We start from the raw sequence: 26,717 nt of genomic DNA, 5'->3' as shown, positions 1-26,717 counted from the left end.
GCCGTCTTCTCCGGTTATTTGCAGGGTGTTCTATAAATTAGAGTTTTAATCTTTTTATCAGTCATGTTGATTTTCGGTTCTTTTAGGTATTTTAAATCAAAATCCACACCAAAATAATTCAAAAATCATTCAAGCCTAATTTGCAGAACGCTCTAAAAACTTATGGCCTTTCATAATAAAAGGGCATGTAATTCGTTAAAAAAATGTCGGCTCGCTTTCTAGCAACACTGTTTTCGACATAAAGACAGGGATGCACCGAAGGAGATGGTGCCGCACAATCGATATGAGGATTTTGCGTAAGAAGCATATATCTGTAGTCATTTTGTTGGCAGTTGCTATGCTGCTGACCGTGTCGTGCTCTACACAGAAGAACACGGCAATGACTCGTTTTTACCATTCCTTCACGGCTAATTACAACACCTATTTCAATGGTCATCAGGCGTTTACAGAAGGTGTGCAGTCGCAGGAGAAGAGCAACAAGGACGACTACACACAGATTATCCCCGTCTTTCCGGTAGGCAACGAATCCACTCGCTCTGCCGGCAAGAGCAATTTCGAGACCGCCATAAAGAAAGCCGAGAAAGCCATCAAGGCACATTCCATTCAGGCAAAGCCCGACCTCAGTGCCCGCGAGCGTCGTTCGGCAAAAGGCAAGCAGAAACTTGCCATGGTGGAATACAACCCCTTCCTGAAGAACGCCTGGATGATGATGGGTAAGTCGCAGTTCTACAAAGGTGAGTTTATCGAAGCCGCCTCCACCTTCGGTTATATCATCCGCATGTATGCTGCTGAGCCGAAAGTAGCCAACGAAGCCCGCACCTGGTTGGCGCGCTGCTACAGCGGCATCGATTGGCATTACGATGCGGAAAACACCCTGCGCTTAGTGAGCAAGGACTCCATGACGAGCCGCATCAGCAAGGAATACCAACTGTCGATGGCAGACCTACTGGTACGACAGGAACAATTTGATGCCGCCATCCCCTTCCTGACCTACTCCGCCAAGCACACAGGCAGCAGTCTGCAGAAGGCAAGGCTGTGGTTCCTCTTAGCCCAACTTTACCGCATGAAGGGCGACACGAAACTCGCCTACAAGTCTTTGAGCAAGACTATCAGCAAGAATCCTCCCTTCGAACTTGACTTCGCAGCCCGCATCATGCAGACACAGGTGCTCTCTACAAACAGCAGTCAGGGTGTGCGCATGATTTCGAAACTGAAACGTATGTCGCACAACCCGAAGTACAAGGATCACCTTGAACAGGTGTACTTTGCGATGGGCAACATCTACCTTGCCCGCGAGGACACGACCAATGCCATCGCGTCGTATGAGAAAGGGCGCACGAAATCCACAAGCAGCAGTATCGAGAAAGGTGTGCTGTTGCTGAAACTGGGCGAACTCTACTGGGACATCCGCCGCTACGACCATGCACAGAAATGCTACAGCGAAGCCATCGGCATGCTCGACAAGAAGCGCGAGGGCTACGACGAAGCCACGCGTCGCTCCAAGGTGCTTGACAAACTGGTGCCCTACACTAATGCCGTACATCTGCAGGACTCCCTTCAGGCACTCTCCGTGATGGACGAGAAGGACCGCAATGCCGCCATCGACCGTGCCATAGAAATGGAAAAGGCACGTCAGGAGGCTGAACGCAAGGCTAAGAAAGACTCTGCCGCTCAGGCGCGTGCCAACGAGATGGATGGCGACAATGGTACCCTCCCTGGCAATAACAACCGCAACAACAGCAAAGGCAACGCCAACAACACCGGCGAGACGGTTACATGGTACTTCTACAACCCTCAGGCTGTGCTTCAGGGCAAGGAGAACTTCCGGAAAATATGGGGTCAGCGCAAGAATGAAGACAACTGGCGACGCTCGAACCGCACCGTTCTGGCAGACATCAAGGAAGAGATAGATCTCGACAACCTCACCGACGAGCAGAAAGACAGCCTTGCGCAGGAAGAAGCCCGTGCCGACAGCATAGCGAAGGCTGAAAAGGACAGCATGAGCCTCGACGTGAACAATCCGCTCAAGCGCGACTACTACATGAAGCAGATACCTTTCACCCAAGAACAGAAAGATGCTTCAAACCTCATCATCATGGACGGTCTGCACCATGCCGGCGTCATCATGAAGGACGACATGGAGGACAAGGACCTTGCCGAATCGATGCTGGGGCGCGTGGTGAACCAATACCCCACATACAGCCAGATGCAGGACGTGTATTACCAACTGTTCCTGATGTATCTGCGCTGGAATGAGCCCGACAAAGCCGAACGCTACAAGTTACTCCTGCAAGAGCAATATCCCGAGAGCGACACGACGAAGATTGTTACGAACCCCAATTTCGAGCGTAACATGAAATTCGGACGAGAGTTGGAAGACAGGCTTTATACCGAGACCTACGAGGCCTTCAAACTACACGACTATGCCACAGTGGAAGAAAACACCCGCATCTCCGGCGAAGAATTCCCCGACGGCATCAACCGCCCGAAATTCCTCTTCGTCAGTGCCCTAAGCCGTCTCACCCCCGAGACCGACAAGGAAATAGCCAAGGAACTTCGCGAACTCGTAAAGAAATTCCCCGACAGCGACGTGAGCAAACTGGCAGGTATGATAGTGAAGGGCATAGAGGCAGGGCGCAAAGTGGGACAAGGCGGCTACGATATGAGTTCGCTATGGTCCTACCGCACATCGAGCGACTCCGTGGCATTAGACTCCGCCTCTGCCGCCAACCAACTTTCGGCCGAGCGCGACATCCCCTTCGTCTGCATCATAGCCTACCCCTCCGACTCACTGGACGACAACACGCTGCTCTACAACCTCGCGAGGTTCAACTTCGGCGAATACACCTCGCGCAACTACGACATGTCGATAGAGTCGGCAAGAGGTCTGACACAGTTCCGCATCACCGGTTTTGAGAACCACAGGGAAGCACACGGCTATGCCCACAAGATATACCAGGACAAAGACCTCGCGCCGACACTCCGCCGCACGCGCATCTTCCTTGTGAGCGAAAAGAACCAGAAACTCATCGGCGTGAACTATAGTTTCGATGACTACGCTAAATACTATGAGAAGATGTTTGCTCCGCTCAAACTCGACTCTACGCTGACCGTTGACGAAGATCCTGCCGTAAAGATGTACTACGAGGACGAAGTACCCGATGACCCGCAAGCGAACCGCATCACAGACGAGAACGACGGCGACGAATACGACATCAGCGGCGACAACGGCGAACAATACGAGGAAATCCCCATCGACGTTCCTGCCACACCGAGTGCGAACGAAGGCGAGGACATCCCCGTTGCGCAAGAAAAGACCGACGACACGGGCGGACAGACGGAAGAGATTCCTATCCTCCCGTCAACAGATACGGGCAATGACGACACTCCGTCGGAAGAAATACCCGCGCCTGCCCAACCGGACGCTCCGGCTAAACCGGAGCCTACGAAAAAGGAAGAGCCTGCCAAGGAAGAGCCCACTCCTACGCCACCTGCCCAGCCCGAAGCACCGGCTAAGCCCGAGCAACCGACTAAGAAAGAGCCTGCCAAGGAAGAGCCTACTCCTACAATACCTGCCCAGCCCGAGCAACCGGCTAAACAAGAGCCTACGAAGACTGAACCTGCTAAACCCGAGCCTACGAAGACTGAACCTGCCAAGGAAGAGCCTGCCAAGAAAGAGACGCCCAAGCAGCCGGAAAAAGAGGACGACGACCCCGTCTATGACGAGAGCGAGGACGACCCCATATATGAAGAAGATGCTCCGGAACAGCCGGCTAAGAAGGAACCTGCCAAGAAGGATACTCCGGAAGAAGATGACGAAGAGGGCGAGTGGTATCCCATTTAAGGGGTTGCTCTGTAAATCAGGGAAACCATGAAGAAAATACAAAATCCTTATATCGGTGTTGAGGGCTACAACTGCTTCGGTTGTTCGCCTACTAATCCCATGGGTGTTCACATGCACTTCATGGAGGACGGCGACGACATCGTTTGCCATTGGTCGCCCACACAGAACCACCAGAGTTGGATTGACACCCTGCACGGCGGTGTGCAATGCGTGTTGCTTGATGAAATCTGCGGTTGGGTGATTTTCCGCAAGTTGCAGACAGCAGGCGTTACGGCACAGATGGAGACGCGCTACAGGAAGGCTGTGCGCACCACAGACGGCGACATAACCCTGCGCGCCCGCATCAAGGAACAGCGCAGGAACCTCGTAACAGTGGAAGGCGAACTGTATGATGCAGCGGGCGAACTCTGTACGACGTGCACCTGTCTCTACTTCGCTTTCAGTCGGGAAAAGTCGGAAAAAGAATTTCATTTCCAGCGCTGTCTGGCAGAAGGCGAAGAAGATACGATTTAGGGGCTTAACGAAGCACCTTTCTTTTATAATAAATGTGGACTTTTGGTGTAAATTGCAAAAGTCCACATTTCTTTTTTTTCGTTTTAATCAGAAGGAAGATATTTTTGCAAATGGCTTAGCATGATATGCAATAACTAAACCCAAAATATTTTGAATTATGAAGAAGAACAGCATTTTTGTGATTTTGTCTGCCTTGGTTATTTTCCTTGTTGCAGCATGTCAGTCGCCCCCTTCTACAGGTAAGGACAGTCAGGAGAAAGACACAGTGGCTGCTGCAGGCGGCGAAACACCCGCGAGCGAGGCTCCAGTGAGCGTAACACCGGAAAAGATACAGGCTTTGGTAAATGCAGACTGGGACTCTGTACCTCAGACCATGCTCGACGACTTAGGCTTCAAGGTATTGAAGAAGTTTAAGGAAGAAGCGAAAGATGCTCAGTGCGACAACATGCAGTACTATTTTGGCAGAGGTGCAGCCGTGGAACTTGACGGCGAAGGTCAATTAACGAAATCCACAGCCGAATCGGACAACGCCATAATCGTTTACATCACAGCCGAGTCGGTGGCTTACGGCAGTATTGCTTTCCGCAGCGAGGCAGATTTCAACGACTTCAAGGCGAAGGTTGAGGCAATGAAGCCTGCCGGTGAAGATGCCATGGAGTTTGAGCCTGTAGGCAAAGACCCTGAACAGAAGGGGTATGAAGCCGACAAATGGTTCTTTTTGAATTTTACTAACAGCAAATGATTAAAAGGTCTTTGAAGATGAAAAAGATTATTGCCTTAGCGCTTTTTGTTCTTGCGGCAGTGCCCATGTCCGCTATAAATGAAATGTCGAAACCTACTGTCGGCAGCCCCGAAGACGGTATAGACAAAGAGAATGTGTCGTTCACAGTGAAAGGCGTAACCTTCACGATGGTATTCGTTAAGGGCGGCACGTTCATGATGGGTGCCACGAAAGAGCAGGGCAAGGATGCCAAGAAGGATGAGCGTCCTGCACACAACGTTACGCTTTCTGACTATTACATCGGTGAGACAGAGGTTACTCAGGCCTTGTACGAGGCCGTCATGGGCGAAAATCCTTCAGACAACGTCGGTGCGGACTTGCCTGCAGAGACGTTATATATCGTTGACTGCCTGGAGTTTATCGAAAAACTCAGTGCCCTTACCGGTCGCACATTCCGACTGCCTACAGAGGCAGAATGGGAATATGCTGCTCGTGGCGGCAACAAGAGCAAGGGCTACAAATATGCCGGCTCAGACAACCTTTCGGAGGTGGCATGGTTCAACGACAAGGACTACAAGTCGCACGCGGTGAAAGGCAAGGCTCCCAACGAACTGGGCATTTACGACATGAGCGGCAATGTAGATGAATATTGCGCTGACGACTACCTCCCTTACAGCAAAAAGAACAAGGATAACCCGATGGTGGAGAATCCCGGCAAGTCGAAAGGACAGGTTGTTCGTGGCGGCAATTTTTCTGATGAAAAAGGCGACGGTTGTCGTGTGTCGAGTCGTGGATATACGCCAGGTTACGTATTCGGCAGCCTGGGTTTGCGCATTGCCATGTCGGCCAATTAGCAACGGTTCGAAATAATTATAAAAGTATTATCCCATAAAACAAAGAAAAAAGAAAAGTCATGAAAAAACTGCTTTTAATGATGGTGGTGCTCGTTGTGTCAATGACTGTTGCAGCACAGACCTACAATAATCCCCGTCAGGGCCAGGCATCAAAAAACCTGAAGGTGATAAAGGTTGAAAGAACGTCAAACTCCACCGTGGTCTATCTGAAATATACGCCTGAAAATGCTAATACCAATAGTTGGATAAATGCTACTCCTATACTGACCGATGAAGCCACAGGAAAAGTTTACACAGCCACTGCTGCCTTGAATTTCAAGTGGGGCACGAAGTATGTGGGCACTGCCACGTACAAGATAGAATTTCCGCCGTTGCCCCGCAACACGTCCGTGGTTACTTTCAAGGCATCTCCAAAAGCGCAAAACGGGTGGGTAGTCAGGAACATTGCATTGCCGATTCAAAACAATACTTCGACAACCAACAAGTCTGCAACGTCCACCAAACCTGCTGCATCCAACAATCCGCCCGCAAACAAGCCTAAGGTGTATGACAAGAATGCCCTGCTTACGAATGGTTACAATATTTCTTTCGAAAACCCCAGCCAAACCGCCAACAACAGACTCTACAAGGTTACAAAAGTCATACGCTCCAACAAGAGTACCATAGTCCATTTGCGGTACACTGGTCAGGGCAGTACGGGTAATGTTGTCATAGGCAGCTTAGTAGATTATGATACAGAAAAGAGTTGGTCTGTAAATCGAGGATTAAACTTCAGTTCTTTGGGTAGTAGTTACGATGGACCATACACATTTAAGATAGAATATCCTGCTATTCCCCTGAGTGTTTCTACACTTTCTATAAGAGTAAATACTAAGACAGTTGTTGAGAACATAAAGGTTCCTATCAGAACGAGGTAGGAGAGTTGACTGTTGAGAGTTAGTGTGTTGCGACTGAGTCGCAACATACTTTACGACTTTGCCGGGAGTTGTCTCTCGGCTTTGTCTTTTCTGTAATCAGCAAGTGATGTTCCTGCGATTTTTGTGAAAATGCGGTAGAAATAGGGTCGGTCGTTGAAGCCTGTTTGTGCCATCACTTCTGTTATCTTCATGGACGGATTGGCATCGATGAGTCGCTTTGCTTCCTCTATGCGTATCCTGTTTCGCCAACTGCGGAAATCCTCGCCTACGCAATTCGTGAAATATTCCCGCAGTGTGTTGCACTTGGTACCCAGTTCTCCTGCGATTTCATCGACAGATTTGTCCGTTTCAGCAAACTTTTTCTGTCTTACCCACTCATGGATTCTTGTCTTCAGTTCGTCTGCCTCTTCCGGTGTCAATGACTTTTGTGGTGTGTCCTGCTGAGTGGTTGTGGAATCGTACGCATGCACTATGAGTTGTGCATACTGCTGATAATTGATATACGAGATTGTAACGAGGATGAAATATGCCGTGAAAAGGGAGGTAAACAGCATGTTTACGTAATGGCTGTCGATGTTGAGCAGCAATGCCATGATGCCCACTGCGAGAGCCGACCAGAAGATCCACTTTATCCGGCGTGTGCGATAGAGCAGTTCTTCTTCCTCATAGTAGTCCATCATCTGCTTCCTGAACACTTTGTAACTCTTCAGGAAGATGTAAGTATATATTGCCAGCAGTGTCACATAGGCTGCGATGTAAAAGCGGAAGATGACTGTATATACACTCGGCGGGAAGGTGAAATGCGCAAAGAAGAGAAATGCTGAAAGCAAGGCTATTATGGTAAACTGTACAGAAACGTTTCTCAAGGTAACAACGGCAGGCCGGATGAAAATGAGGGCCACCATTGTAAACATCATTGCCTGCAGGCTTCCGACAGTTATCATGAGCAATCCCGAGAGCGTTTCTTCCTGTGCGTCTTCGAGGCTTATCTGAAAGAAGTTTGACAAGCCGTAGAAGAGCAGGGCTGCACACAGGAACCAGTGTGCAGTGCGATACTTAGTCAAAGATTCATCCTTGCGTATCTTAACTCCTGCGAGTACCACAGAAAGCACTATCGACGTGACTCCGCAGGCGAAAAGCGCCAAGAAACAATAAAATGGCATAAGGTTTCTTATTGATTTGAAACGCAAAAATAACGTTTCTTCCTAAAACAGACAACAGATTCGGTTAAAAAGCGTTTCATGGAAGCTAGGGGTGGCAGGGGTGTTGATTTTTGGAAGAAATACTGAAAGTCCACACTTTTTCTGTTTGGTGTAATGTAGGTTTTATTCTAAATTTGCAATGAATATGTTCAACAAAAATTTTATAAAAAACAAATCAGGAAACCATGAAAAGAAGGAACATTTTATGCAGCATTGTCGGCATAATAGCAGTTGGAATGCTGTTTGTGTGCTGCACGGGTAAACCGGAAGTGAAAGAAACGGAAGTCAGCAAAGCGGACACAGTGGCAACAGACAACAAGGGCATGGATGTTGCGCTTAACAACATAAAGAGCCATCAGGAGGACATTCAGGCTTTATGGGAAATGACGTTTGGTGATAAGAAATTCACCAAATACGCTGTTGCCGGCGACTATGTGGTTGTGGGCAGTGAGGACGGCAAAGATTGCCTGCTGCTGTCGTTCTACAAAGACATGAAAGATGCAGAAAACTTCGATGGAATCGCGCTAAAAGACGGTCAGACGCTCAGTATTCAGGGCAGTGCGCTCGTGGTGAACGATAAGGACAAAACCACATATTACGAGCAGACAGAGAGCGAGGGTTTCAATGAACTCTTCACCGCTACGGAGAAAGACGGCAAGAAAACCTATACCAACGACCAGAACGAGCCTTATCAGGAAAGTGATGCCCAAGCATTCATAACCAAGATTGGCAATGAAGCCGCAAAGCCTCTTGCCGACCTTCTTGGCGAATGGCAGTCTCTAAAATAGCGATTGCCACAGGGTAAGACCGACTATCGCTTATTTCTCCGCAGTGCCGACCAACACGGCATTGCGGATTGTTTTTGAGGGATGTTCTATAACATTTGGAGTTTCTATCTTTGATTGTTGGTTCTTTTTGAGCATCTTTCGCTTCGTGATAGTTTTTGGGAACGCGAAGGACACGGATTTAACGGACATTTTCGCTCTATTCTTGAATTTTTGCCATTGCTTCGCTCGGTGAGGACACGAAGACTTTGCTACGAAATTTGAGTTAAAGGGGCATCAAAACAGCACTTTTATTCCTTCATTTAAACCATAGAACTATTTATTTTGCGTAATTTTGCAGGCAGAAACATATTATCAGAAAAATGAATTGTAAATTATTGACTGCGCTATTGGCCATTTTAGTGTCGCTGACTTCCTGCATTCGCGAGGAAGCGCTGAACACGGAGTGCGATATTCTGGGCGTGGAAGAGAGTTGGATTAACAGCCTTCCGGAAGGTTTTCTGGTCGGTAATCCTGTGATCAGGAACGAGTCGGTTACGTTTATGGTAAAGGACTCTGCGGATATCACTGCGCTCAACCCACAATTTACCATCACGCCCAATGCCATCCTGCGTTTTCGCGAGAATGGTGTGCTGCGCGACTTTGTTGCTGACGAAAATCACGACTTCACAACTCCTCAAATTTACAATGTCTTAAGCGAGGATGGCAACTGGAACAAAGACTATACGGTGACCTTTGAATATCCCCACCCCATCGATTCGTGCGATTTTGAGGATTTCACGTACGACCCTACGGGTAAATACCAGGTGCTGCTACAGCGTCAGAACGATGGTAGTCTGAACGGTAATATCTGGGATTCGGGCAATGCCGGTTTCAGTTTCACCGGTCAAGGCACTTCGCCCGAAGTATTTCCCACCACCTTCGTTGACGACGGCACGGGCGTCAGCGGTCGCTTCGCAAAACTCTGCACACGCTCTACGGGTTCGCTCGGCGCACTTGTAGGCATGCCCATTGCTGCCGGCAATCTGTTCGTTGGCGAGTTCGACATGATTACAGCCATGAGCAATCCGCTGGGTGCTACAAAGATGGGTAAACCTTTGGTACATGGCGAGCCCAAGATGCTCTCGGGGTGGTATAAATACACACCCGGTGAGAAAGTGATTGACCGTCAGCAGCAAGTGCTCGACCAGCGCGACTCTTGCGACATATATGCCGTGCTGTTCGAGATAGACCCCAACAAATTTGTCCCTCTTCACGGCGACGATGTGAAGACCAGCGAGCGCATCGTGAGCATTGCCCAGATGGACGATCCGGGAGAGCCTGCGGAATGGACCTACTTTGAGTTGCCATTCTTGCCGATGAATGGTAAGACATTCAGCAAGGAGCGTATGCAGCAAGGCGGCTATGCCATAGCCGTTGTGATGACGTCGAGCCGTGGCGGCGCCTATTTCCGCGGTGCACCGGGAAGCACGATGTGTGTTGACAACATAAAAATAACATGGAACTGATGAGAACTATGATAAAGAAGGTATTTATCTGCTGCGCGTTGCTCTGCACAATGAGCCCCATCTTTGCACAGCAGACGAAAGAAAGAATAGCATCTGTCAGCGATACAGACAAAAACCTCGAACTCATCGAGCAAAAGGGTTGGCAGATTTCATTAGGCACCGGTTTTCAGATTGGCGGTTTTGCTCCGCTTCCTATGCCACGCTCAATACGTAAAATCGAAGAATACAACCCGCTCTTCAACGTTGGACTGGAAGGCAATGTCTCTCGCTCCGTGAGCAACGACGGGCGGTGGCTGATTGGCAGCGGTTTGCGCTTTGAAAGCAAGGGTATGAAGACGAAGGCGCGCGTGAAGAATTATTACACAGAGATGATTCCCGACGAAGGAGAGAAGGTGCGCGGCAACTTTACCGGTCATGTTACGACAAAGGTACGCAACACCTATCTCACAATCCCCGTTACGATGAGCTACCGCATCGACAAGCGTTGGACCGTCTTTGTCGGACCTTATTTCAGCCTGCTGCTCGACGGCGACTTCAATGGTGAAGCCTACGACGGCTACATTCGCCAAGGCAATCCCACCGGGCAGTATTCAGAAGTAACGCATGCCGTTTACGACTTCAGCGACGACCTGCGCCGCGTGGCGTGGGGTCTGGAGTTCGGCGGCAGTTACCGCGCCTACAAGCATCTGGCAGTACAGGCACGTCTGGACTGGGGCATGAACGACATCTTCCACAGCAAGTTCGAAAGCGTAACTTTCAGCCTGAAACCCATTTATTTCAATTTAGGAATACAATATATTTTCTAACAATAAAATAATCGCTTATGAAAAGAACACTACTACTATTTATAATCCTTACCGCTTCTGTCGCTACCATGGGTATGCGTACGGCGGGTGAGGAGGCTGCCGGCACCTATACGGGTAATATCGACGTTACGGTGTCGGGCAGCACAAGCAGTTCAGAGTCCACCATCGTCATAGAAGACGCCGATGGCGAGCATATCGTCCTGACCCTGAAAAACTTCTCCTACAGCGGCATGAATCTTGGTGACGTGGCACTGAGCAACATCCCCGTTTCGCGCGACGAGAATGGCGACGTGCTGTTCGGAGAGAATGCGCCGCAGACTTTGAAACTGATGGGTGGCATGGTGACTGCTCAGGTCAATGTGGACGATAAAACAAGTAAGATTTCGCAAGGCAACGCCGTGGTGAACGTCAATGTTACCACCCAAGTCTTTATAAGTACGCTGAACATCACAGCCAACTTTGAGGGCAGCAACGCTTCGTACGTTCCCGAGCCACGTCCTGCTGAAGAGATAGCCGGCACATACAACGAGGATCTGTATGTGGAAATGGGTCAGCCCGTCACCGTGGAAACACCGCGGTTCGGCGAGGTAGACGTGGAGATCATCGCCACCTCGTTCGATACAGCCACCTTTGCCATCCGCGACTTCTCGCTCGACGGCGAGACCTCTCTCGGCGACATCGTGCTGGAGGACATACCCGTAATCAAACAGGACGACGGCAGTTACCGCTTCGGCTATAATGAGCCGCAGCCCATCTCACTGATGGGGATTACCGTCATGGTGAGCCTCGACTCGGAGAACAGTTACATCAACGACGAGCACCAGTGCTTCTACGTTACCGTAAGTGTGGCAGGTAGTGCCATCTACGTTTATCTCGACAACGGTCTGCTTAATACCACAGGCATACGCCCAACTCTCGTTAAACGCCCCGTGCGCAAGGGTGTGTACGATCTTCAGGGTCGCAGGATTACGAGCATGACGCTCACTCGCGGTGTTTATATCATCGACGGGAAGAAGGTTTACGTCAAGTAATCTGAAAGTTTTATTTTCAAGTTGAGAATTATTATTCTCATTCAACTTTCTGAAGTTATCGCTACGCTCGGAGTTATCGGAGTTAACGAAGTTATCGACGATACCATCATGCGGGATGTAAATAACATACGTCGTTAACTTCAAGAAAATAGAACTTGCGAAACTTGAATTAAATAAATACTATAATTCTCATATTCTTGACAAATTAAGAAACAGTACCTACAAATACCAATAACAACATTCAAGGATGGAAATAAAATCTTCTTGGAAAAAACTGGGTTACGCCAACGAACCCATACCTGAAGGCACTGACCTGAAAAAGGAAATCCGCCGCCTGTGCAAGGAAAAGAATGCCATCATCATGGCGCACTACTACACCATAGGCGACTTGCAGGACATAGCCGACTTCGTGGGCGACAGTCTTGCCCTTGCACAAAAAGCCGCCACGACAGACGCCGATGTCATCGTGATGTGCGGCGTGCATTTCATGGCTGAGACGAATAAGATTCTTTGTCCTGATAAGACCATCCTCATTCCCGACCTCAATGCTTCTTGTTCTTTAGCAGAGAGTTGTCCTGCCGATGAATTCGCGGATTTTGTGGCAGCCCACCCCGACCATAAGGTGATTTCGTATGTCAACACGAGTGCCGCTACAAAGGCGGTAACGGACGTTGTCGTAACGAGTGGCAATGCACGGCAGATAGTAGAGAGTTTTCCCGAGGACCAGCCTCTGATATTTGGTCCGGACAAGAACCTGGGCAACTATATCAACTCCATCACGGGCAGGGAGATGCTGCTATGGGACGGTGCGTGCCACGTGCACGAGCGCTTCTCTGTGGAGAAACTCGTGGCACTGAAGAAGGAACACCCCGACGCAAAGGTTCTCGTCCATCCCGAGTGTAAGGGCGCAATAGTGAAGTTGGCAGATGTGGTGGGTTCCACCGCACGCCTGCTGAAATATGCCACAGAAAGCGCCAACACCACCTTCCTCGTTGTTACGGAAAGCGGCATCCTGCACCAGATGCAGAAAGCGTGTCCCGAAAAGACATTCATCCCCGTACCGCCCGACGATGCCACCTGCGCCTGCAACGAATGCAACTTCATGCGCCTGAACACCCTTGAAAAGGTTTATAATGCACTGAAATTCGGCTGGCCCACAGTAGATGTACCAAAAAAAGTGGCAGAACGAGCTGTGCGCCCCATCAACAAGATGCTCGAAATCAGTGAGCGGCTGGGGTTGTAATAAGTGGAAAAGTTTTTTGGCATCCATAAAGCGGCAACATCGCCTACCCCGAGAAGGAATCCAAATTCTATGACGGCGAAGCCCAAAACATCGTGAAAAATATCAAGATAAAGTAATTTATAGAACATAAATATAAAACTTTTCTTAACTAGTCCAAAATGAACAAAACTAAACAGTACGCTTTACTCTTTCTGGCTCTGCTTACGCTGTCAGCATACAGTTCCAAAGACAATCTCAACACAGATCCCACAGACATCGAAAACGGATGGCGAACAAAAACCATCGTAGTTCAGAACGGCGGCAAGACACCCACCGTCATGCAACTGCTCAGGGCTTTCAATGCCGTGTGGCATACAGATGCTGCCGACATCATCATCAGCACAGCGGGCGACAAGGAGGATTTCATTGAGGAATGGTATGAAGGTCAAAGTCCCGTGTTCGTAGATAATATAGACTACTGCACTGCATGGTACAACCCTGATGGCACAGACGGCCAACGATTAGCATGTCGCACTTACCAGCGCAAAAACGGACACATGCTCTTTGCCGTCCGCATCGGGCAAGCCAAGCCCGGGCAGAAAGCCTTCTGCTGTTTCTACGACTACAATCCCAAGAAGCAGACACTGACACCGGAGGACGAGCCTTACAAAGACCTGAAGCGCAAATCACAACACTCCGTCCTCAACTATTATCTGGGCGAAAAATATGACCAAACCGTCATCGTGGAGGAAATTCTCGAGGATGGAAACTCATGGTATCATCACTATGCTTGGAACGGCAAGAAGCATGTGTTCCACCATGTCGGCGAAGATAGTTATGGTCCGGATGACGAAGGCTATGATGAATAGCAAATGCTCGAAATAGGCAAATAACTTAGGCTATAAACATATAATGAGAAAATCGCCATGAGTACATTCATGGCGATTTTTCCTACTTCTCTTTTGATATCTTTATACATTTTTCAACTACTTGTTTGAAACACTCATATACCCCATCAAAAATAACAACCTCTGCCGAGTGGGGGCAGAGGTTGAAGAAAAATGATATTATTTACAAAAAAATTATCTACTTCTTATGCAAATACTCTTTCAATATTATACTTTTATGTTCAAAATATCACTACTTATTTTTAGAAGCTCTTTTATATCTTCACAATGTTTTTCAATACTCTTTCTATTCCAAACACCATCGCTATTCTGTGTCATAGTGTACATTATTCGGCGTTTTGGAGACAATCCTTGTACGATGCGAGCTTTTTCTTTTGGTGCTTTATCATTCAGACTAGAATTACCACTGCGACTTATTAGGAAAAGATTTCCTATATTGTCAATGTTTACTTCATCAATATTTTCATAAGATTGAGGAAGATGGTGTTCTACAGAATTATAATATTTGAAGTCAAAATCTTGTACCTCATCAATATATGATATATGATGTTCAGGCTTTTGATTACGAGATTCAACCCAATACAAATAATCTATGAAGTTAAAAAGGAAATGGGGTGTGTCAACACCAAGCGACTCAAATGCCCACACTTTTGAGTCTGCGGTATCCTTCAATAATTGATTATAAAATTTAAGCATCCATTTATCTAAGAATTCTATTATCTTGACTGCACTAATATCTTCAATCTTACTATCACATAAGAATTGTAAATAGTCAAAAAGCCAATTTTTGTATTTCTTATTTCTAAATGTGACTTGTAGCATAGATAGCTGCTTGACTATCCTTTTCTGAACATCATTTTCTGCTTCATTTTCATCTGGTTCGTCATTAGCTGTCGAGAATGTGTTCCTAAATCTCAAAGAACCTTTATTATCCTTGTATGGTTTTTTCATTATCCAGTGTATGTATTCATCATCACCTTCCGACCCAGTAGTTTTAACAACAAATCTATCAAATACTGTTCTATATTTAAGCATTTTTCCGATAAAATCCATTGAATCTATGCGTTGTAAATTATTATAGGTCTCTTGCAAATAATTTGAATTTAGTTGGCAATTACTGTCATATGTTTTAAATACGAGCATCAAAAAGTTAGGAAAATCTATGATGGCATTATATTCAGTTTCTTCTGGATTATCATCGTTACTTGCAAATCCCATATTGCTTTTTGTTTCAAGAATATCATCTATAGAAAGGAGTTCTTCCTTAGAATCACTTAGACTATACTTATGAATACAATCCTCGCAAAGATTGTCATATTCACGACCAAAAATGGGGTCATTGTTGTTCCGCAAAGAAGACAAAGAACGCTGTATAGGGATATTCATCTGTGAACATGCATCCCATATAGTTGCAAACACTTGTCGTTGATTTTTTTTCAATGATTTCATCATAAGTGCTTTCACTATCTCATGTTCTTGTAATTGCTCCCCACGATTATTCATAATTTCAAAATAAGCTGCGACATCCGTATCATCTGGTAAGATAATTCTTACAAGAATAACATTGTTGTTAAGATATTCAGCCATTCTGTTCCTGACTCTTTCATCCATAGAATTAAGACTAACGACTGTGTCATCATCATGACCAGCATTGGTGTGCAAACTTGCGTTTTCAAGTATATCTAAAGCTTCAACCAGATGATATATCTTTCTGGTATCACGTTTTGAGCAATCCTCAAGGAATTCGTCGCATGATTTGGAAGCAAATAAATTATTGAAAAAGTCCTCAACCTCTGGGCGCGAATCATATGACAGATGAGACTGGTTAAGTATTCCAAGTTTTTTGCATATCAAATGAAGAGTTGTAAGTCTTTGTTGACCATCAATGACCTCAAAAATGCCATCTGTTCTTAACATGACGACAAGACTGCCAATGAAGTAATTTGAGTCTTCGGTTTTGCTGGCATCATATATATCCTGCAATAACTGTGTTATTTGTTCTTCACCCCAAGCATAATTACGCTGATAGATAGGCACGACATAGTTGTCATCCCAAATTTGTGATATGGTTTTATTAATTTTATTCATTGTAACTATTTATTTGAATACAGAAAAAACTTCATCAATAGAGTATTTCATCTCATGTTCAATATTTGAACATATAGAACGCGAAACTTTTGTTAATTCAACAAGGTCTGATAGACTTTTCGAATTAGATATCAGCTGAAAAATCCAAGCCACATTACCTTTTTTGGCCATTGTTTCATAACGAACCTGTTTATGCGTCAGACGAAATTTGTAAAGGCATATATAAATATCACGATAATAATTTCTGACACCCAACTCTCCAAACCTATCAAATAAAAACATAATGGCCGACTTATATACTTCACGGATATAACCATCACCTTTTCTTCGATTATAGCCTGAATACCGACAATGTTCTAAATAAAATTGCTTGAAATCATAAAGTTGGGAGGAAGACAAATAAACAAATAATCTCTTGTATATCTCAACGTATGATTCAACGAATTCAAAGAAAGAACTTCCATTTAATATTAACTGGGTCATCGATACAAATGGATTAATATTATTTGGATCACCATGAATAAATCTGTTCTTTATTTTAAACAGACTAGGATTCATAGTGAGCATATATTGTCTTGCTATTTCTTGTTGAATTAGTACATTTTGATAGGCAAAATCTAACTGACTGTCTTTGGTGATGGTTACACCCTTGAATTCTTCAATTTCTTTCTTCGAGAACTCATAAGCATCTTCTGCACGAGTCCATTTTCTTGTTCTAAACAGCTGTTCATTGAACAACTGCCGCAGCAAATCGTTTCTGTATCCATTACGACTATACATTGCAGCTGATTCCCATTGCTTGTCATATTCTATTTTGCTCGCACGGGAATCATTTGACATGGCTCTAATATGATACGCCTTTAATAAATTATAAGCTTCTAGTTCTTTGCCGCGACCATTCTGTGACTCAAACATTTGGAATGCTTCATTAAGTTTATTTACCACAATGCGAACCACTTGGCATGATTTGAGAATATAATCCTTGAATGCATCTCTTTCCTTTATGTTATATGAAAGCCACTTTTCAATAAAGGAAAAATTCTCCTGTATATGGATAAAAGAGTCACTATGATTATATTTTAAAGATGGTAAATTCCCTTGATAGTAAAGTGCCTTTAGAAGAAGAACTAAAGTTGTAATTCGTTGCTGACCATCAACCAAGTAAAATGTATCTTCTTTTTTATGAACAATAACAGTGCCTATCAAATATACATTATGACCATCACTTTGATTTTTGAATATGTCATTTAAAAGTTGTTCTACGTTTTTCAGATTCCACCTATATGGACGTTGATATTCTGGTATAGATAGATTTGTATCCAAGAGATCTTGAATTGTATAGAAACTGGCAGAAATAGAATCCAATAATGATTCTTGCGCATTGTTTTTCTGGGAATTCAGGCGCTCGAATTTAAGTATATGAGGTTCCATTATCCTCTTCATTTGTAGGAATCCTTGCTCCACATCTTCTTTTGACTCAATATTTTTATCTAATGTCCAACGACAACCATATCGACCCCAATGACTGTCTGATACCCGTGAGTCAACTACATGATCCCAAAGATAGTTTCTTATAGGACGCCAATGCTGTCCCTCAATGTCAAGGTGTATCTTACCTGCATTAAGCTCGTAATGCAAATTTTCACCGAGAGAACTACCTGCTTGTATAAAACAATAGTCATCTTCGTAACGAGAAGGGGTGTTCGGGAACTCTTGTTGAACATATTTCTCAAATTCTTCTTTTGTTATTTCTTTCATATTTTTTGCAAGTTATTGAATTATCTATCTAAAATCATGTTTACGAACCTACATATCATATACTCTTTAACTTATAATATTTCTCTTATAATCTATAACACATTCCTCTGCATCGGCAAGTGCGTTCTGGGGTGTTTTGTCCTTTACTGATATCATCATTTGCAAGCCATTTCTCCTTTCAATTTCTTGAAAGTTGCGGACATCCTTGAATTTTTCTACAAAAATAGAAAAATATAGAACATATTACACATCAAAGAATTCCTTTTTGTTCCATTTCAGTCTTGTTGCTTTTATTGACCATCAGGGAATTCCACTATCAAGTCATGCAGATCTTCGGGGAGTAGCGTTTTAAAGTAATCGCCCCTATTGGCTGGAACCTTGATGGTCTTCAGGCTCGTGCATTCTCCAAAAGCAGCCTCCCCTATTTCTGTTACGGAGCCAAGAATAGTTACGTTCTCTAAACTTTTGCATGTATGAAACGTGTAGGGAGCAACTTTAGTTACCGAACGACCAATGATGACATTTTTCAAGTTCTTGCAACAATAGAACATCCAGTATCCCATACTCGTAACAGAGTCGGGTATAACAATACTCTCTAAGCTATAGCAGTTGAAGAAAACCTCGTTTCCAATACTCTTCACAGTGTCGGGGATTGTAATCTTTTCCAAGTTCATGCAGTTATAGAACGCGCGCTTTCCTATACTCGTGATGACGCTTGGGATAATGATGTGTGCATCGTCCCTTGAATTGCCGAATTTATGGAAATTGTCTCTTGTCAGTTCGCTCATAATGTTTGATATTAAGGGGTGTTCTATAGTAAGTATTTAGCGTACATCTGCGAAACATCGTTTATTATCTTCCTTTTTTCCTCTTTTGTAAGGCTCTTTTCTTGATTCGCGCTATTGCACGAGAGCCTTTTATAGTAATCAATCTGCCAAGCCTCATGGAATTGTTTAAGGTATCCTTCCATGTTACACAGATAACGCCAATCTGATGCCATTGCACAAGAGTCGCAGAAAAAATGGGCTTCTACTTCATTCATCCCATGCCTGACAGCAAGTTCAAACGCTTCGGCATATAAGTCATAGTATGTTTCTTCAGGCTCCTTGGCTACTAAAACCACATCAAATATACTTGCATTTGCATAGGCATGTGCATAAATTTCGCTTTTGCCGTTATCGATACATCTGTGATATGCCTCGGTATAGGCAACTGCTTTATTGTAGGCTGCTTCTTCGCCTTCATAGAACAAGAACTTATAGCATTTCAGGAAATGAAGATCCGGCTTAAGCGCCCATGCGTGGATAATAAATTCTTTTTCTTTTTCCGTCTCGTCTTCTATTGCATCAAGCGCATTGCGAGCTTTCTCAACATCGCACTTGGAAATCATACTATCCAATGCAAATGAATGTGCCCATTCTTTACGATGACCTTTCCTTATTTCAGCAACATAAAAAGCCATGTATTCTTTTGCTGAACGAATGCTTGCATCGACATTGCTTTCTTCCGGATTATCGTTTGGGTTAGCGGTCTGTAATTCACCGTAAACTCGTCTTACTTCATGCTCAAAGTTATTGAAGAACTTGTCATCTATATTTAATTCTTTGAACTTACTCTTAATGAGTTCTTTTGTCAGGCTTTTCATTTGAGTTTTTTATGACGATTTGAGAATCTGGTTGAAAATTTCATCATAAAGGTCGTTTATAAAATCCAGAAGTGGCATTTCGAGCGACTTCTGCATTCTTTCTTCGCAGTCGATATAAGAGCCTTTAAGATTTCTGCAAAGTTGCCGTACTTCATAGACTGTTTTCATACTATAATCCTCAAAATTGAAGGGAAGCATGAAGACATAGCGCAGATTGGAAACATCGTCGGCAGGTGTCCCTTCATCCACTCCCCACATGCACATGACAGCGCCTATATCCTTTTTTACTTTCCATGAATTGAGGAATGCAAACAGAATGTTGCGCTGGTTTTGCACGGCTATAAGTTCGTCAAGCACGTCGTCGTTTGCATCTTCATCATCAGTATCAATAAAGATAACGTGAATACCTATCTTCATCAACTCATCCCCTTTGTGTTCAAGGAACGATTTTAAGGCATTTGAGCCAACGGCGATTAAGTTTGTCTGTTCCATATCGTGTGTATCTGCCATAGTGTTCATAGATTGTCCCGAAATTTCTCTATTTCTTGGATGAGTTTATTCAGTTCTTTCACAATTTCTTCTTTGCTGTCATAAAACCCAAAGTTTGCCTCCAGCAAATAACTTAAAGGGAACTCTACAGGGATTCCATTCTCGGGAACCACAAAAAACCACATTTCTTCTTCCATTGTCTTTGATTTTTATATTGTTAAACATGCTGCAAAGAAAACAACTGCCTCTGCCAAACTGCGGCAGAGGTCGTGGAAAAATGTATTTTTTTAGAGAATTTTAGTTGTTCAAGTTACAATATCTGCTATATGCTTGTCGACATATAATCCCATTTGTGCTGCTTTACAACACAGAGCCGAATATATTCTCCAAAACTCTTGCCCGTGCGCTCTTTCCTGGCGTCTGTTAGGATTTTTTCGTTTTTCCGTTTCGTGAATATGATGTGCATACTCATGTATAGCAATCTCTTTCAATGACATGCAGCAACTCCATTTTGAATAAACTCTTATCCTCTGTTTCTCTATATTATACACCCCGGCTCTCGTTTTTGGCTTCTTGTCAATGACCAAAAGTTCAAATTTTTTTTTGCAACGATATATTTTAAGAAGAAACTCCTTCAGTTCCAATGCCTTTGCTTGACAGTTCATGATATGAGTCATAACTATTACTATTTTTTAATTCATTGAACTTACTCTTAATAAAGAGTTAATAATCTATCTTGGTGCAAAGAAAACAACGACCTCTGCCAAATTGTGGCAGAGGTCATGGAAAAATGTATTTTAAAATGTATTTTTTGGAGATTTTAGCAGTTCAGAATGTAAATTGCCCTGTCTGCCAGTTCTTCTGTGATGCCATCGTGGGAATTTGTCAGGATGAAGTGCTGTTGCTGGGAGTCTAAGATGACGTGTTCGTCGTCTATGATGACATATCGCGCATCGTCCTTTGCATGGTCCGCCAGCCAGGAGGCTATTTCCATGCCCTTGCCTTGCCACGTTGCCGGGTCGAGGTCATCGAGGTCCGCCGTGAGCAGCCAGTTGTCGCTTGCGGCTGATGGTGTGATGTCAATGACTTTTCCGGGCATCCGGCGTGCGTCCCAAAGTGTTTGCATCGCCTTCAAACCGAGTATTTTCCAAGAGGACGATACTACAATGTCCGCATTCGTCGCCTCAACAATGCGTCTCAACTGTTCCACAGCATCAGGGTCGAAAAGCGTTCCGTACTCATCCTGACATGGCTCGCCCTTGTAACAGAGCAAATTCTGATAGTGCTCCGTGTTCAATACACCGTCAAAATCGAGGAAGATTATCTTCTTGGGCATTATTGTCTATACTATCGGGTCTGCACAGAAGTCTCTGCGTTTGCAGGTTTTGCAGTGTTTTCCCATCCATACTTCATCAAACTGGTTCATGGCCTGTGCTACTATTTCCGGGTCATCGGTCAGTATGCCGGCCTCAAAGTTGCGTCTGCTGTCGCTCTTCATTCCTATGCCGGCGCCTGTGAGGTTGGCGCTACCGATGTAGGCTTCCTTTCCGTCGAAGATGAGCATCTTGAAATGTACACGGGGGCAGAGCACGCGCTCGAGGCGGTCGTAGAGCACCGGGTAGTTGTCGAATTCTTCGCGGAAGTTCGGTCCGGGTTCTTTTGCATGAATCAGACGTACTTCGACACCGCGGCGAATGAGCAGTGCGATGAGAGAGAGGAACGGCTTGATGTCATTCCCAGTTTCGAGATACAGGTCCTTGATGTCGGCAGTGCCTATCCATAGCGTATGTTTCACGGACGGAACCCTCGACAGCACTTCCTTGTAGTGGGCGGTGTTGGCTATGTAGGTTAGCATTTTTACAATTCTATGCCTTTACATTTTTCATAAATGTCTTGAATCAATTTTTCTATACCTTTTTCAAATGCTTGCCAAGTTTCTAAACTCCAATTACTACAATTATTCAAATATTCTTTATCAAAATATCCTTTGGCACCAAAAAACGTCCATCTTGGATCATTTTCATCACTACCTTCCCAATCTGCCAACCTATTTTTTAATAGATCTAACTCATTTGGTGAAAGAGGGTCTTTTGTGTCTTTATGTCGTAGTCCTCCAAAAATCTTTTCTTTCTCTAAACTTACTATGATGTGACATTTCTTCCATGAAACATTTGAAACTCTTATCTCTAAATTATCTATAGAGAAAGAAAATTCTTCTAATTTAAGACGTTGTTCAAAATCTTCTCTTTTAAGAAAACTAATCAATTCGGGCTTTATGATTGAATCTGCTGTTTTCTGTATATACTCATTACACAGACGTTCCATAACCGTAGCCAGTTCTTGTAAACTATCTTTTTTCTCTTTGAGACCTTTGAGACTCTCAAGACACTCTTGTGGGGTTTTGTCATTAAGGTTAAGTTTTTCCTTAATAAATTTGTTTAATTCCATAATCATCGGTTTTTGAATGGTTCGTAAATCGAATAGACCGTCTAAATAGTCTATATATTGTTTTATTGCGCATTTAAGATAATCTTCTTTGTAACGAATGTTAGGGAGTACGAGTTCCCGTAACCACGAAAGGATGTTATAACGAAAAGAAAGATTTAGATATCTATCTTTAAATATATCTTTATAATTTCCCCATGTCTGTCCTTCCGGTTCTATTCCATCTTGTGACAAATATATTACATATATGTTTTCTTCTTTATAATTATTATCTTTTGTCTTTTTAATATATCGACAGATTTGTTCCTCTTGATCTTTTGCGTTATATATCTTGTTTTCAAAAATAATCGCATAACCTTCATCTCGAACCCACAGGTCTATCCTCTGTTCTTCTTGAGTAATCGTTGGGTTTTTAATTATAATATCGTTAAAAGTCTCTGGATGACCCTTTATGGATTGAATATACTCCAACAAAGACTGGAGTATCTCATGTTCACCTTTATCATTTTGATAACACAACAACTTCATCAGTATGCGACTATGCGCATTTTCATTGATATGAAGTTCGTCGATGACATTCAGATGAAAAGGAAGTTTGCGCTTTTCTTCTTCGTAGCGTTTTGCAAACTCGCTTACGAAATCCAAAAGACTTTTGCATTCTTCCTCAACTGCTAACTGAATGTCCTGCAATAAAGTCAGAGCATCCTTTATTGATTTATTCTCTTGTGCCATAATCCTACATTCTTGTTGATAATTAATTTACTATTGAACTGAGAAACTAAGATGTATATGCTACAAAAATACATAAAACGCATAACATGCCGCACCTATTAAAAAATCCATTTTGTCCATTTGGCTATGAAAAGAGTTCTTTGATAACCAAGTCTTTATTCGTTATAAATGCTAACATATCGCGGAAGATGTAGCAGTCGTTGTATGTCGTACTATTCAAGTTTCCGTCTTCTGCCACAAAGATTTCGGCATCGGGATATGCAAGAATGACCGGTGAATGAGTAGAGATGATGATTTGTGAGCCTGCTGCAACTGAATTTTTCATCCACACCAAGAAACGGAGTTGGTTCATATAGGATAAAGCTGCCTCAGGTTCGTCAAAAATATATAAACCTTTGTTTCTTAATCTATTGGTAAATAGTGCCATAAAGCTTTCTCCATGTGATTGTTCGTGTAGGCTTTCTCCTCCATAACTCTTTAGTATTGTTATGTCTTCTCTTGCTATTTTATCCACCTCAGAAGCGACATTATAGAAACTTTCAGCCCTGAAGAAGAAAGAGTTTCTATAGTCCAAATCTGCCCTGACAGCACTCAACTCTTCGAAGAGCGATGAGTGCGTCTCCTGTGTCCTAAAATTAATATTCTTACTGCCTCCTTCTGCATTCAATCCCAACAAGCATGCTATTGCTTCGAGAAGGGTTGATTTTCCTGATCCATTTTCTCCAACAATATAGGTTACGCTTTTTGAAAACTCCAAGGTATTCAGATTGCGCACAATGGGCAGGTTAAACGGATAAGTATCATCCGGAGATGGCGTATGTTTATTTCGTATAGCTCTTAGGAAAATATTCTGACCATTAATATTCATTGCTCTTTGTTTTTACAATATCTCTCGCGCAATCCATGCGCATGCTTCTGCGTCGGCGAGGGCGTGGTGGTGGTTTTGGAGGTTGTATCCGCAGGCGACGGCTACGGTGTGTAGTTGGTGGTTTTCGAGGCGGGGTAGTTTGCGGCGTGCGGCACATAGGGTGTCATGGAACTCGTAGTCGGGGTAGTCCATCTGATAGGTGCGGAAGACGGCTTTTAGGCAGCCTTCATCGAATGGGCGGTTGTGGGCTACGAGGGGTAAGCCTTTTATCAGTGGTTCTATCTGTGCCCACACCTCGGGGAAGGTGGGTGCTTCGTCGGTATCGTTGCGGCATAGCCCGTGTACCTGACTGCACCAGTAGTTGTAGTAGTTCGGTTCGGGCTGTATGAGCGAGTAGAACGTGTCTGTTATCTCGCCACCACGCACGATGACGATCCCTACGGAGCAGACGCTGCTGCGTTCGTTGTTCGCCGTTTCAAAATCTATTGCTGCAAAGTTTTGCATATTTTTAACCCTTTTTATAATTTTTTAAGTTCCACTTGCTTGAAGTTAACGAAGTTATTGAAGTTATCGCTTCGCTCGAAGTTAATGACATTACCTTATGCTGATGCCTTTCTTTTTTTTGTTTTTATCGGTCCAAAGTATAGTCTTTAACTTCGATAACTTCAGACAGTTGATTTATAGTTATTTAACATGGCTTCAATTTTTCCGATTATTTGCTCGCGGAGAGTGAGGGGTTCGAGCACTTCCATGCCTTCCCCATGCCATAGCAATTCCTGTATGAAATCGTATTGTGGTCTGAGGTAGTACTCAAAGATGCTGTATTCATCGTTGCGCTCTGTTTCTTTCTGTGATTCGTGCATCTTCAGGTCGCGGATATAGTTGGCTTGTGATGCCTTGACTTTCAGTTTTACAGTTTCCATCTTTACAGATTGCTCTGCTATTATACCAAAGCAACCATAAAAGTAGTCTTCAGCACTCCAGTCCTCCGGCATTTCGAAGGTTTCTTCTGTTGTCTGCAGCGACTTGATGCGGTCGAGGGCATAGAGGCGAGGTCCCTTTTCTTTATAATAGGTATATGTACTAAGTGCCACCAAGTACCAGCGCTGACGGAACAGTTTTACGCAGTAGGGCTGCACGTCGAAACTATACTCTTCGTCCTTCGAGTAACTGTAATAGGTGATGCTGAGCACGCGGTTTTCCTTCATGGCTTCGATGATGGTGTAGAGATGCTCTTGTCCTGATGGTACGTACTCCAACAAGATGCGGTCTTTGATCTTTTGGCTGTTCAGTAAGGCATTGCTGACACTGATTGTATTGTATAGCCACGAACGGAGTCCGTTCCTGGAGAATTCAGCCTTTTGTCTGATGTAATAGCGATATTCACTGGGATTACATTCGATGTCGATGTTAAATATATCAGAAATTACAACCCTCCAATTATTGAAGGTACGTTTAGGGAGATCCACACCGCCGCTGATGTCATCTTCCATCCATTTCTCGTTCAATTCGTTGAACGTGATTCCTTTCTCCTTGGCGCGACAGATGGTTTCTAACACCCAAACATATTTCCTTATCAGGTTCGGTCCTCTTTCTTTGCTTGCCATGTTTTTTACTATTATTCTGCTTTCTGAAGTTTTTTTGTTTGAAGTTAACGAAGTTAATGAAGTTATCGCTTCGCTTGAAGTTAATGACATTACCTTATGCTGATATCATTCTTTATTTCTTCTTTCTTTGTTATTTATCGTTCCAAAGTATCGTCGTTAACTTCGCTAACTTCTTAACTTCGAGCGAAGCGTTAACTTCTTCAATTTATTCTACATTGTTAACTTGAATAATTCTTCTTCTGCAAAGATACGACATAGGTGTGCCAAATTGTGGCAGAGGTTGGAAAAATTTTTCAAAAATATTGCAATGTAACAGTCTTTGTGTGCTTAATGATGTCATGGTGAAATAAAAAGTATTTTCAAGGTGTTGTAAATCAATTTCTTTATGTAAATTTGCACGCAATTTGGAATAGAATGCCCTGAAAGAGGGGTTTCACAGTACTAAAAGGATACGTAAAACATATTTATACATGAAGCAGTATTTCGCTTTCACACGATTGAATTTCATTCTGCTTGCCGTGGCTATGGCAGTAGTTGTTGTTGGTATGATTCTGATGTCGGGCGACGGTTCGACAAAGGACGCTTTCAACCCAGACATTTTCAGTGCTACTCGCATCAAGGTGGCTCCTCTGGTATGCCTTTTGGGCTATATTCTGATGATTGTAGCTATCATGTTCCCGAGCAAGCGCCGTCAGGAGATAGACGATGAGCCTGTAGCTGCACCAAAACCAGCAAAACCATTTGTAAAAATGCCTAACAAGGGCAATGCTATCA

The 26,717-nt window shown here is 44.0% G+C and carries 25 protein-coding genes and 1 pseudogene; 12 read left to right on the top strand and 14 right to left on the bottom strand.

Features of this window, described 5'->3' with window-relative positions; translation table 11 throughout:
- Positions 1–283: 283 nt before the first annotated feature.
- From porW to C7Y71_RS07245, 5 genes are all read left to right on the top strand, one after another.
- Positions 284–3,844 carry a type IX secretion system periplasmic lipoprotein PorW/SprE gene (gene porW / locus C7Y71_RS07265; protein ID WP_193215867.1) on the top strand — a complete coding sequence of 1,187 codons (3,561 nt, stop codon included), beginning with the start codon at positions 284–286 and terminating at the stop codon, positions 3,842–3,844.
- Positions 3,845–3,871: 27 nt separating this feature from the next.
- Positions 3,872–4,357 (top strand): PaaI family thioesterase, encoded by a 486-nt coding sequence (locus tag C7Y71_RS07260; RefSeq protein WP_111898265.1) that lies wholly within the window; start codon positions 3,872–3,874, stop codon positions 4,355–4,357.
- A gap of 157 nt (positions 4,358–4,514) precedes the next feature.
- Positions 4,515–5,099: a hypothetical protein gene (locus C7Y71_RS07255; RefSeq protein ID WP_111898266.1), complete on the top strand. Its 585-nt coding sequence runs from the start codon at positions 4,515–4,517 to the stop codon at positions 5,097–5,099.
- A gap of 17 nt (positions 5,100–5,116) precedes the next feature.
- On the top strand, positions 5,117–5,932 hold the full coding sequence (locus C7Y71_RS07250) for a formylglycine-generating enzyme family protein (RefSeq protein ID WP_193215866.1): 816 nt from the start codon (positions 5,117–5,119) through the stop codon (positions 5,930–5,932).
- Positions 5,933–5,991: 59 nt separating this feature from the next.
- Entirely contained in the window at positions 5,992–6,849 is an 858-nt protein-coding gene (locus tag C7Y71_RS07245) for a hypothetical protein (RefSeq protein ID WP_146739400.1), read from the top strand.
- Positions 6,850–6,899: 50 nt separating this feature from the next.
- Here the strand turns inward: C7Y71_RS07245 and C7Y71_RS07240 are convergent, their stop codons facing one another.
- A complete protein-coding gene (locus C7Y71_RS07240; protein WP_111898269.1) occupies positions 6,900–8,012 on the bottom strand; it encodes a helix-turn-helix domain-containing protein in 1,113 nt (370 codons plus the stop codon).
- Positions 8,013–8,236: 224 nt separating this feature from the next.
- Between C7Y71_RS07240 and C7Y71_RS07235 the strand changes: the two genes are divergently transcribed.
- The 6 genes from C7Y71_RS07235 to C7Y71_RS07210 all read left to right on the top strand — a co-directional run bounded on the left by C7Y71_RS07235 (position 8,237) and on the right by C7Y71_RS07210 (position 14,272).
- The gene (locus C7Y71_RS07235; protein ID WP_146739401.1) at positions 8,237–8,839 is read left to right on the top strand and encodes a hypothetical protein; all 603 of its coding nucleotides are present in this window, start codon (positions 8,237–8,239) and stop codon (positions 8,837–8,839) included.
- 359 nt (positions 8,840–9,198) lie between these two features.
- On the top strand, positions 9,199–10,344 hold the full coding sequence (locus C7Y71_RS07230) for a PCMD domain-containing protein (RefSeq protein ID WP_111898271.1): 1,146 nt from the start codon (positions 9,199–9,201) through the stop codon (positions 10,342–10,344).
- Positions 10,335–11,150, top strand: coding sequence for a porin family protein (locus tag C7Y71_RS07225; RefSeq protein ID WP_111898272.1), 816 nt, complete (start codon positions 10,335–10,337; stop codon positions 11,148–11,150). Before C7Y71_RS07230 ends, C7Y71_RS07225 begins: the two co-directional genes overlap by 10 nt.
- A gap of 17 nt (positions 11,151–11,167) precedes the next feature.
- Entirely contained in the window at positions 11,168–12,181 is a 1,014-nt protein-coding gene (locus tag C7Y71_RS07220) for a calycin-like domain-containing protein (protein ID WP_111898273.1), read from the top strand.
- A 247-nt stretch (positions 12,182–12,428) separates the two neighbouring features.
- Positions 12,429–13,424, top strand: a complete 996-nt coding sequence (gene nadA / locus C7Y71_RS07215; protein WP_111898274.1) for a quinolinate synthase NadA — start codon at positions 12,429–12,431, stop codon at positions 13,422–13,424.
- A 158-nt stretch (positions 13,425–13,582) separates the two neighbouring features.
- Positions 13,583–14,272, top strand: a complete 690-nt coding sequence (locus tag C7Y71_RS07210) for a hypothetical protein (protein WP_111898275.1) — start codon at positions 13,583–13,585, stop codon at positions 14,270–14,272.
- A 246-nt stretch (positions 14,273–14,518) separates the two neighbouring features.
- On the opposite strand, the gene C7Y71_RS07205 is transcribed toward C7Y71_RS07210, so the two are convergent.
- The 13 genes from C7Y71_RS07205 to C7Y71_RS07150 all read right to left on the bottom strand — a co-directional run bounded on the left by C7Y71_RS07205 (position 14,519) and on the right by C7Y71_RS07150 (position 25,943).
- A complete protein-coding gene (locus C7Y71_RS07205; protein WP_111898276.1) occupies positions 14,519–16,399 on the bottom strand; it encodes a DUF262 domain-containing protein in 1,881 nt (626 codons plus the stop codon).
- A 9-nt stretch (positions 16,400–16,408) separates the two neighbouring features.
- Positions 16,409–18,157 carry a DUF262 domain-containing protein gene (locus C7Y71_RS07200; protein ID WP_111898277.1) on the bottom strand — a complete coding sequence of 583 codons (1,749 nt, stop codon included), beginning with the start codon at positions 18,155–18,157 and terminating at the stop codon, positions 16,409–16,411.
- Between the two features lie 290 nt (positions 18,158–18,447).
- Positions 18,448–18,945, bottom strand: a complete 498-nt coding sequence (locus tag C7Y71_RS07195) for a leucine-rich repeat domain-containing protein (protein ID WP_111898278.1) — start codon at positions 18,943–18,945, stop codon at positions 18,448–18,450.
- 23 nt (positions 18,946–18,968) lie between these two features.
- Positions 18,969–19,802, bottom strand: coding sequence for a hypothetical protein (locus tag C7Y71_RS07190; RefSeq protein WP_111898279.1), 834 nt, complete (start codon positions 19,800–19,802; stop codon positions 18,969–18,971).
- A 9-nt stretch (positions 19,803–19,811) separates the two neighbouring features.
- Positions 19,812–20,312 (bottom strand): hypothetical protein, encoded by a 501-nt coding sequence (locus tag C7Y71_RS07185; RefSeq protein ID WP_146739402.1) that lies wholly within the window; start codon positions 20,310–20,312, stop codon positions 19,812–19,814.
- Positions 20,313–20,317: 5 nt separating this feature from the next.
- Positions 20,318–20,488, bottom strand: a complete 171-nt coding sequence (locus C7Y71_RS11835; protein ID WP_193215865.1) for a hypothetical protein — start codon at positions 20,486–20,488, stop codon at positions 20,318–20,320.
- Between the two features lie 108 nt (positions 20,489–20,596).
- The gene (locus C7Y71_RS07180) at positions 20,597–20,968 is read right to left on the bottom strand and encodes a hypothetical protein (protein ID WP_146739403.1); all 372 of its coding nucleotides are present in this window, start codon (positions 20,966–20,968) and stop codon (positions 20,597–20,599) included.
- A gap of 143 nt (positions 20,969–21,111) precedes the next feature.
- Positions 21,112–21,627, bottom strand: a complete 516-nt coding sequence (locus C7Y71_RS07175) for an HAD domain-containing protein (protein ID WP_111898282.1) — start codon at positions 21,625–21,627, stop codon at positions 21,112–21,114.
- 6 nt (positions 21,628–21,633) lie between these two features.
- Entirely contained in the window at positions 21,634–22,146 is a 513-nt protein-coding gene (locus C7Y71_RS07170) for a phospholipase D family protein (RefSeq protein WP_111898283.1), read from the bottom strand.
- 2 nt (positions 22,147–22,148) lie between these two features.
- A complete protein-coding gene (locus C7Y71_RS07165; RefSeq protein WP_111898284.1) occupies positions 22,149–23,468 on the bottom strand; it encodes a PD-(D/E)XK nuclease family protein in 1,320 nt (439 codons plus the stop codon).
- Between the two features lie 124 nt (positions 23,469–23,592).
- The gene (locus C7Y71_RS07160) at positions 23,593–24,336 is read right to left on the bottom strand and encodes an AAA family ATPase (protein WP_111898285.1); all 744 of its coding nucleotides are present in this window, start codon (positions 24,334–24,336) and stop codon (positions 23,593–23,595) included.
- A 12-nt stretch (positions 24,337–24,348) separates the two neighbouring features.
- The gene (locus tag C7Y71_RS07155) at positions 24,349–24,840 is read right to left on the bottom strand and encodes a 3'-5' exonuclease (protein WP_111898286.1); all 492 of its coding nucleotides are present in this window, start codon (positions 24,838–24,840) and stop codon (positions 24,349–24,351) included.
- A gap of 161 nt (positions 24,841–25,001) precedes the next feature.
- Positions 25,002–25,943, bottom strand: coding sequence for a WYL domain-containing protein (locus C7Y71_RS07150; protein ID WP_111898287.1), 942 nt, complete (start codon positions 25,941–25,943; stop codon positions 25,002–25,004).
- A 470-nt stretch (positions 25,944–26,413) separates the two neighbouring features.
- Between C7Y71_RS07150 and C7Y71_RS12215 the strand changes: the two are divergent.
- Positions 26,414–26,617: pseudogene (locus C7Y71_RS12215) on the top strand (DUF3098 domain-containing protein); the annotation flags it as partial.
- Positions 26,618–26,717 lie beyond the last annotated feature (100 nt).

The sequence above is a fragment of the Pseudoprevotella muciniphila genome (assembly GCF_003265305.2).
Taxonomy (GTDB): domain Bacteria; phylum Bacteroidota; class Bacteroidia; order Bacteroidales; family Bacteroidaceae; genus Alloprevotella; species Alloprevotella muciniphila.
Note: the sequence above shows the minus strand (reverse complement) of the source record. Positions and strands in the feature narration are given on the sequence as shown.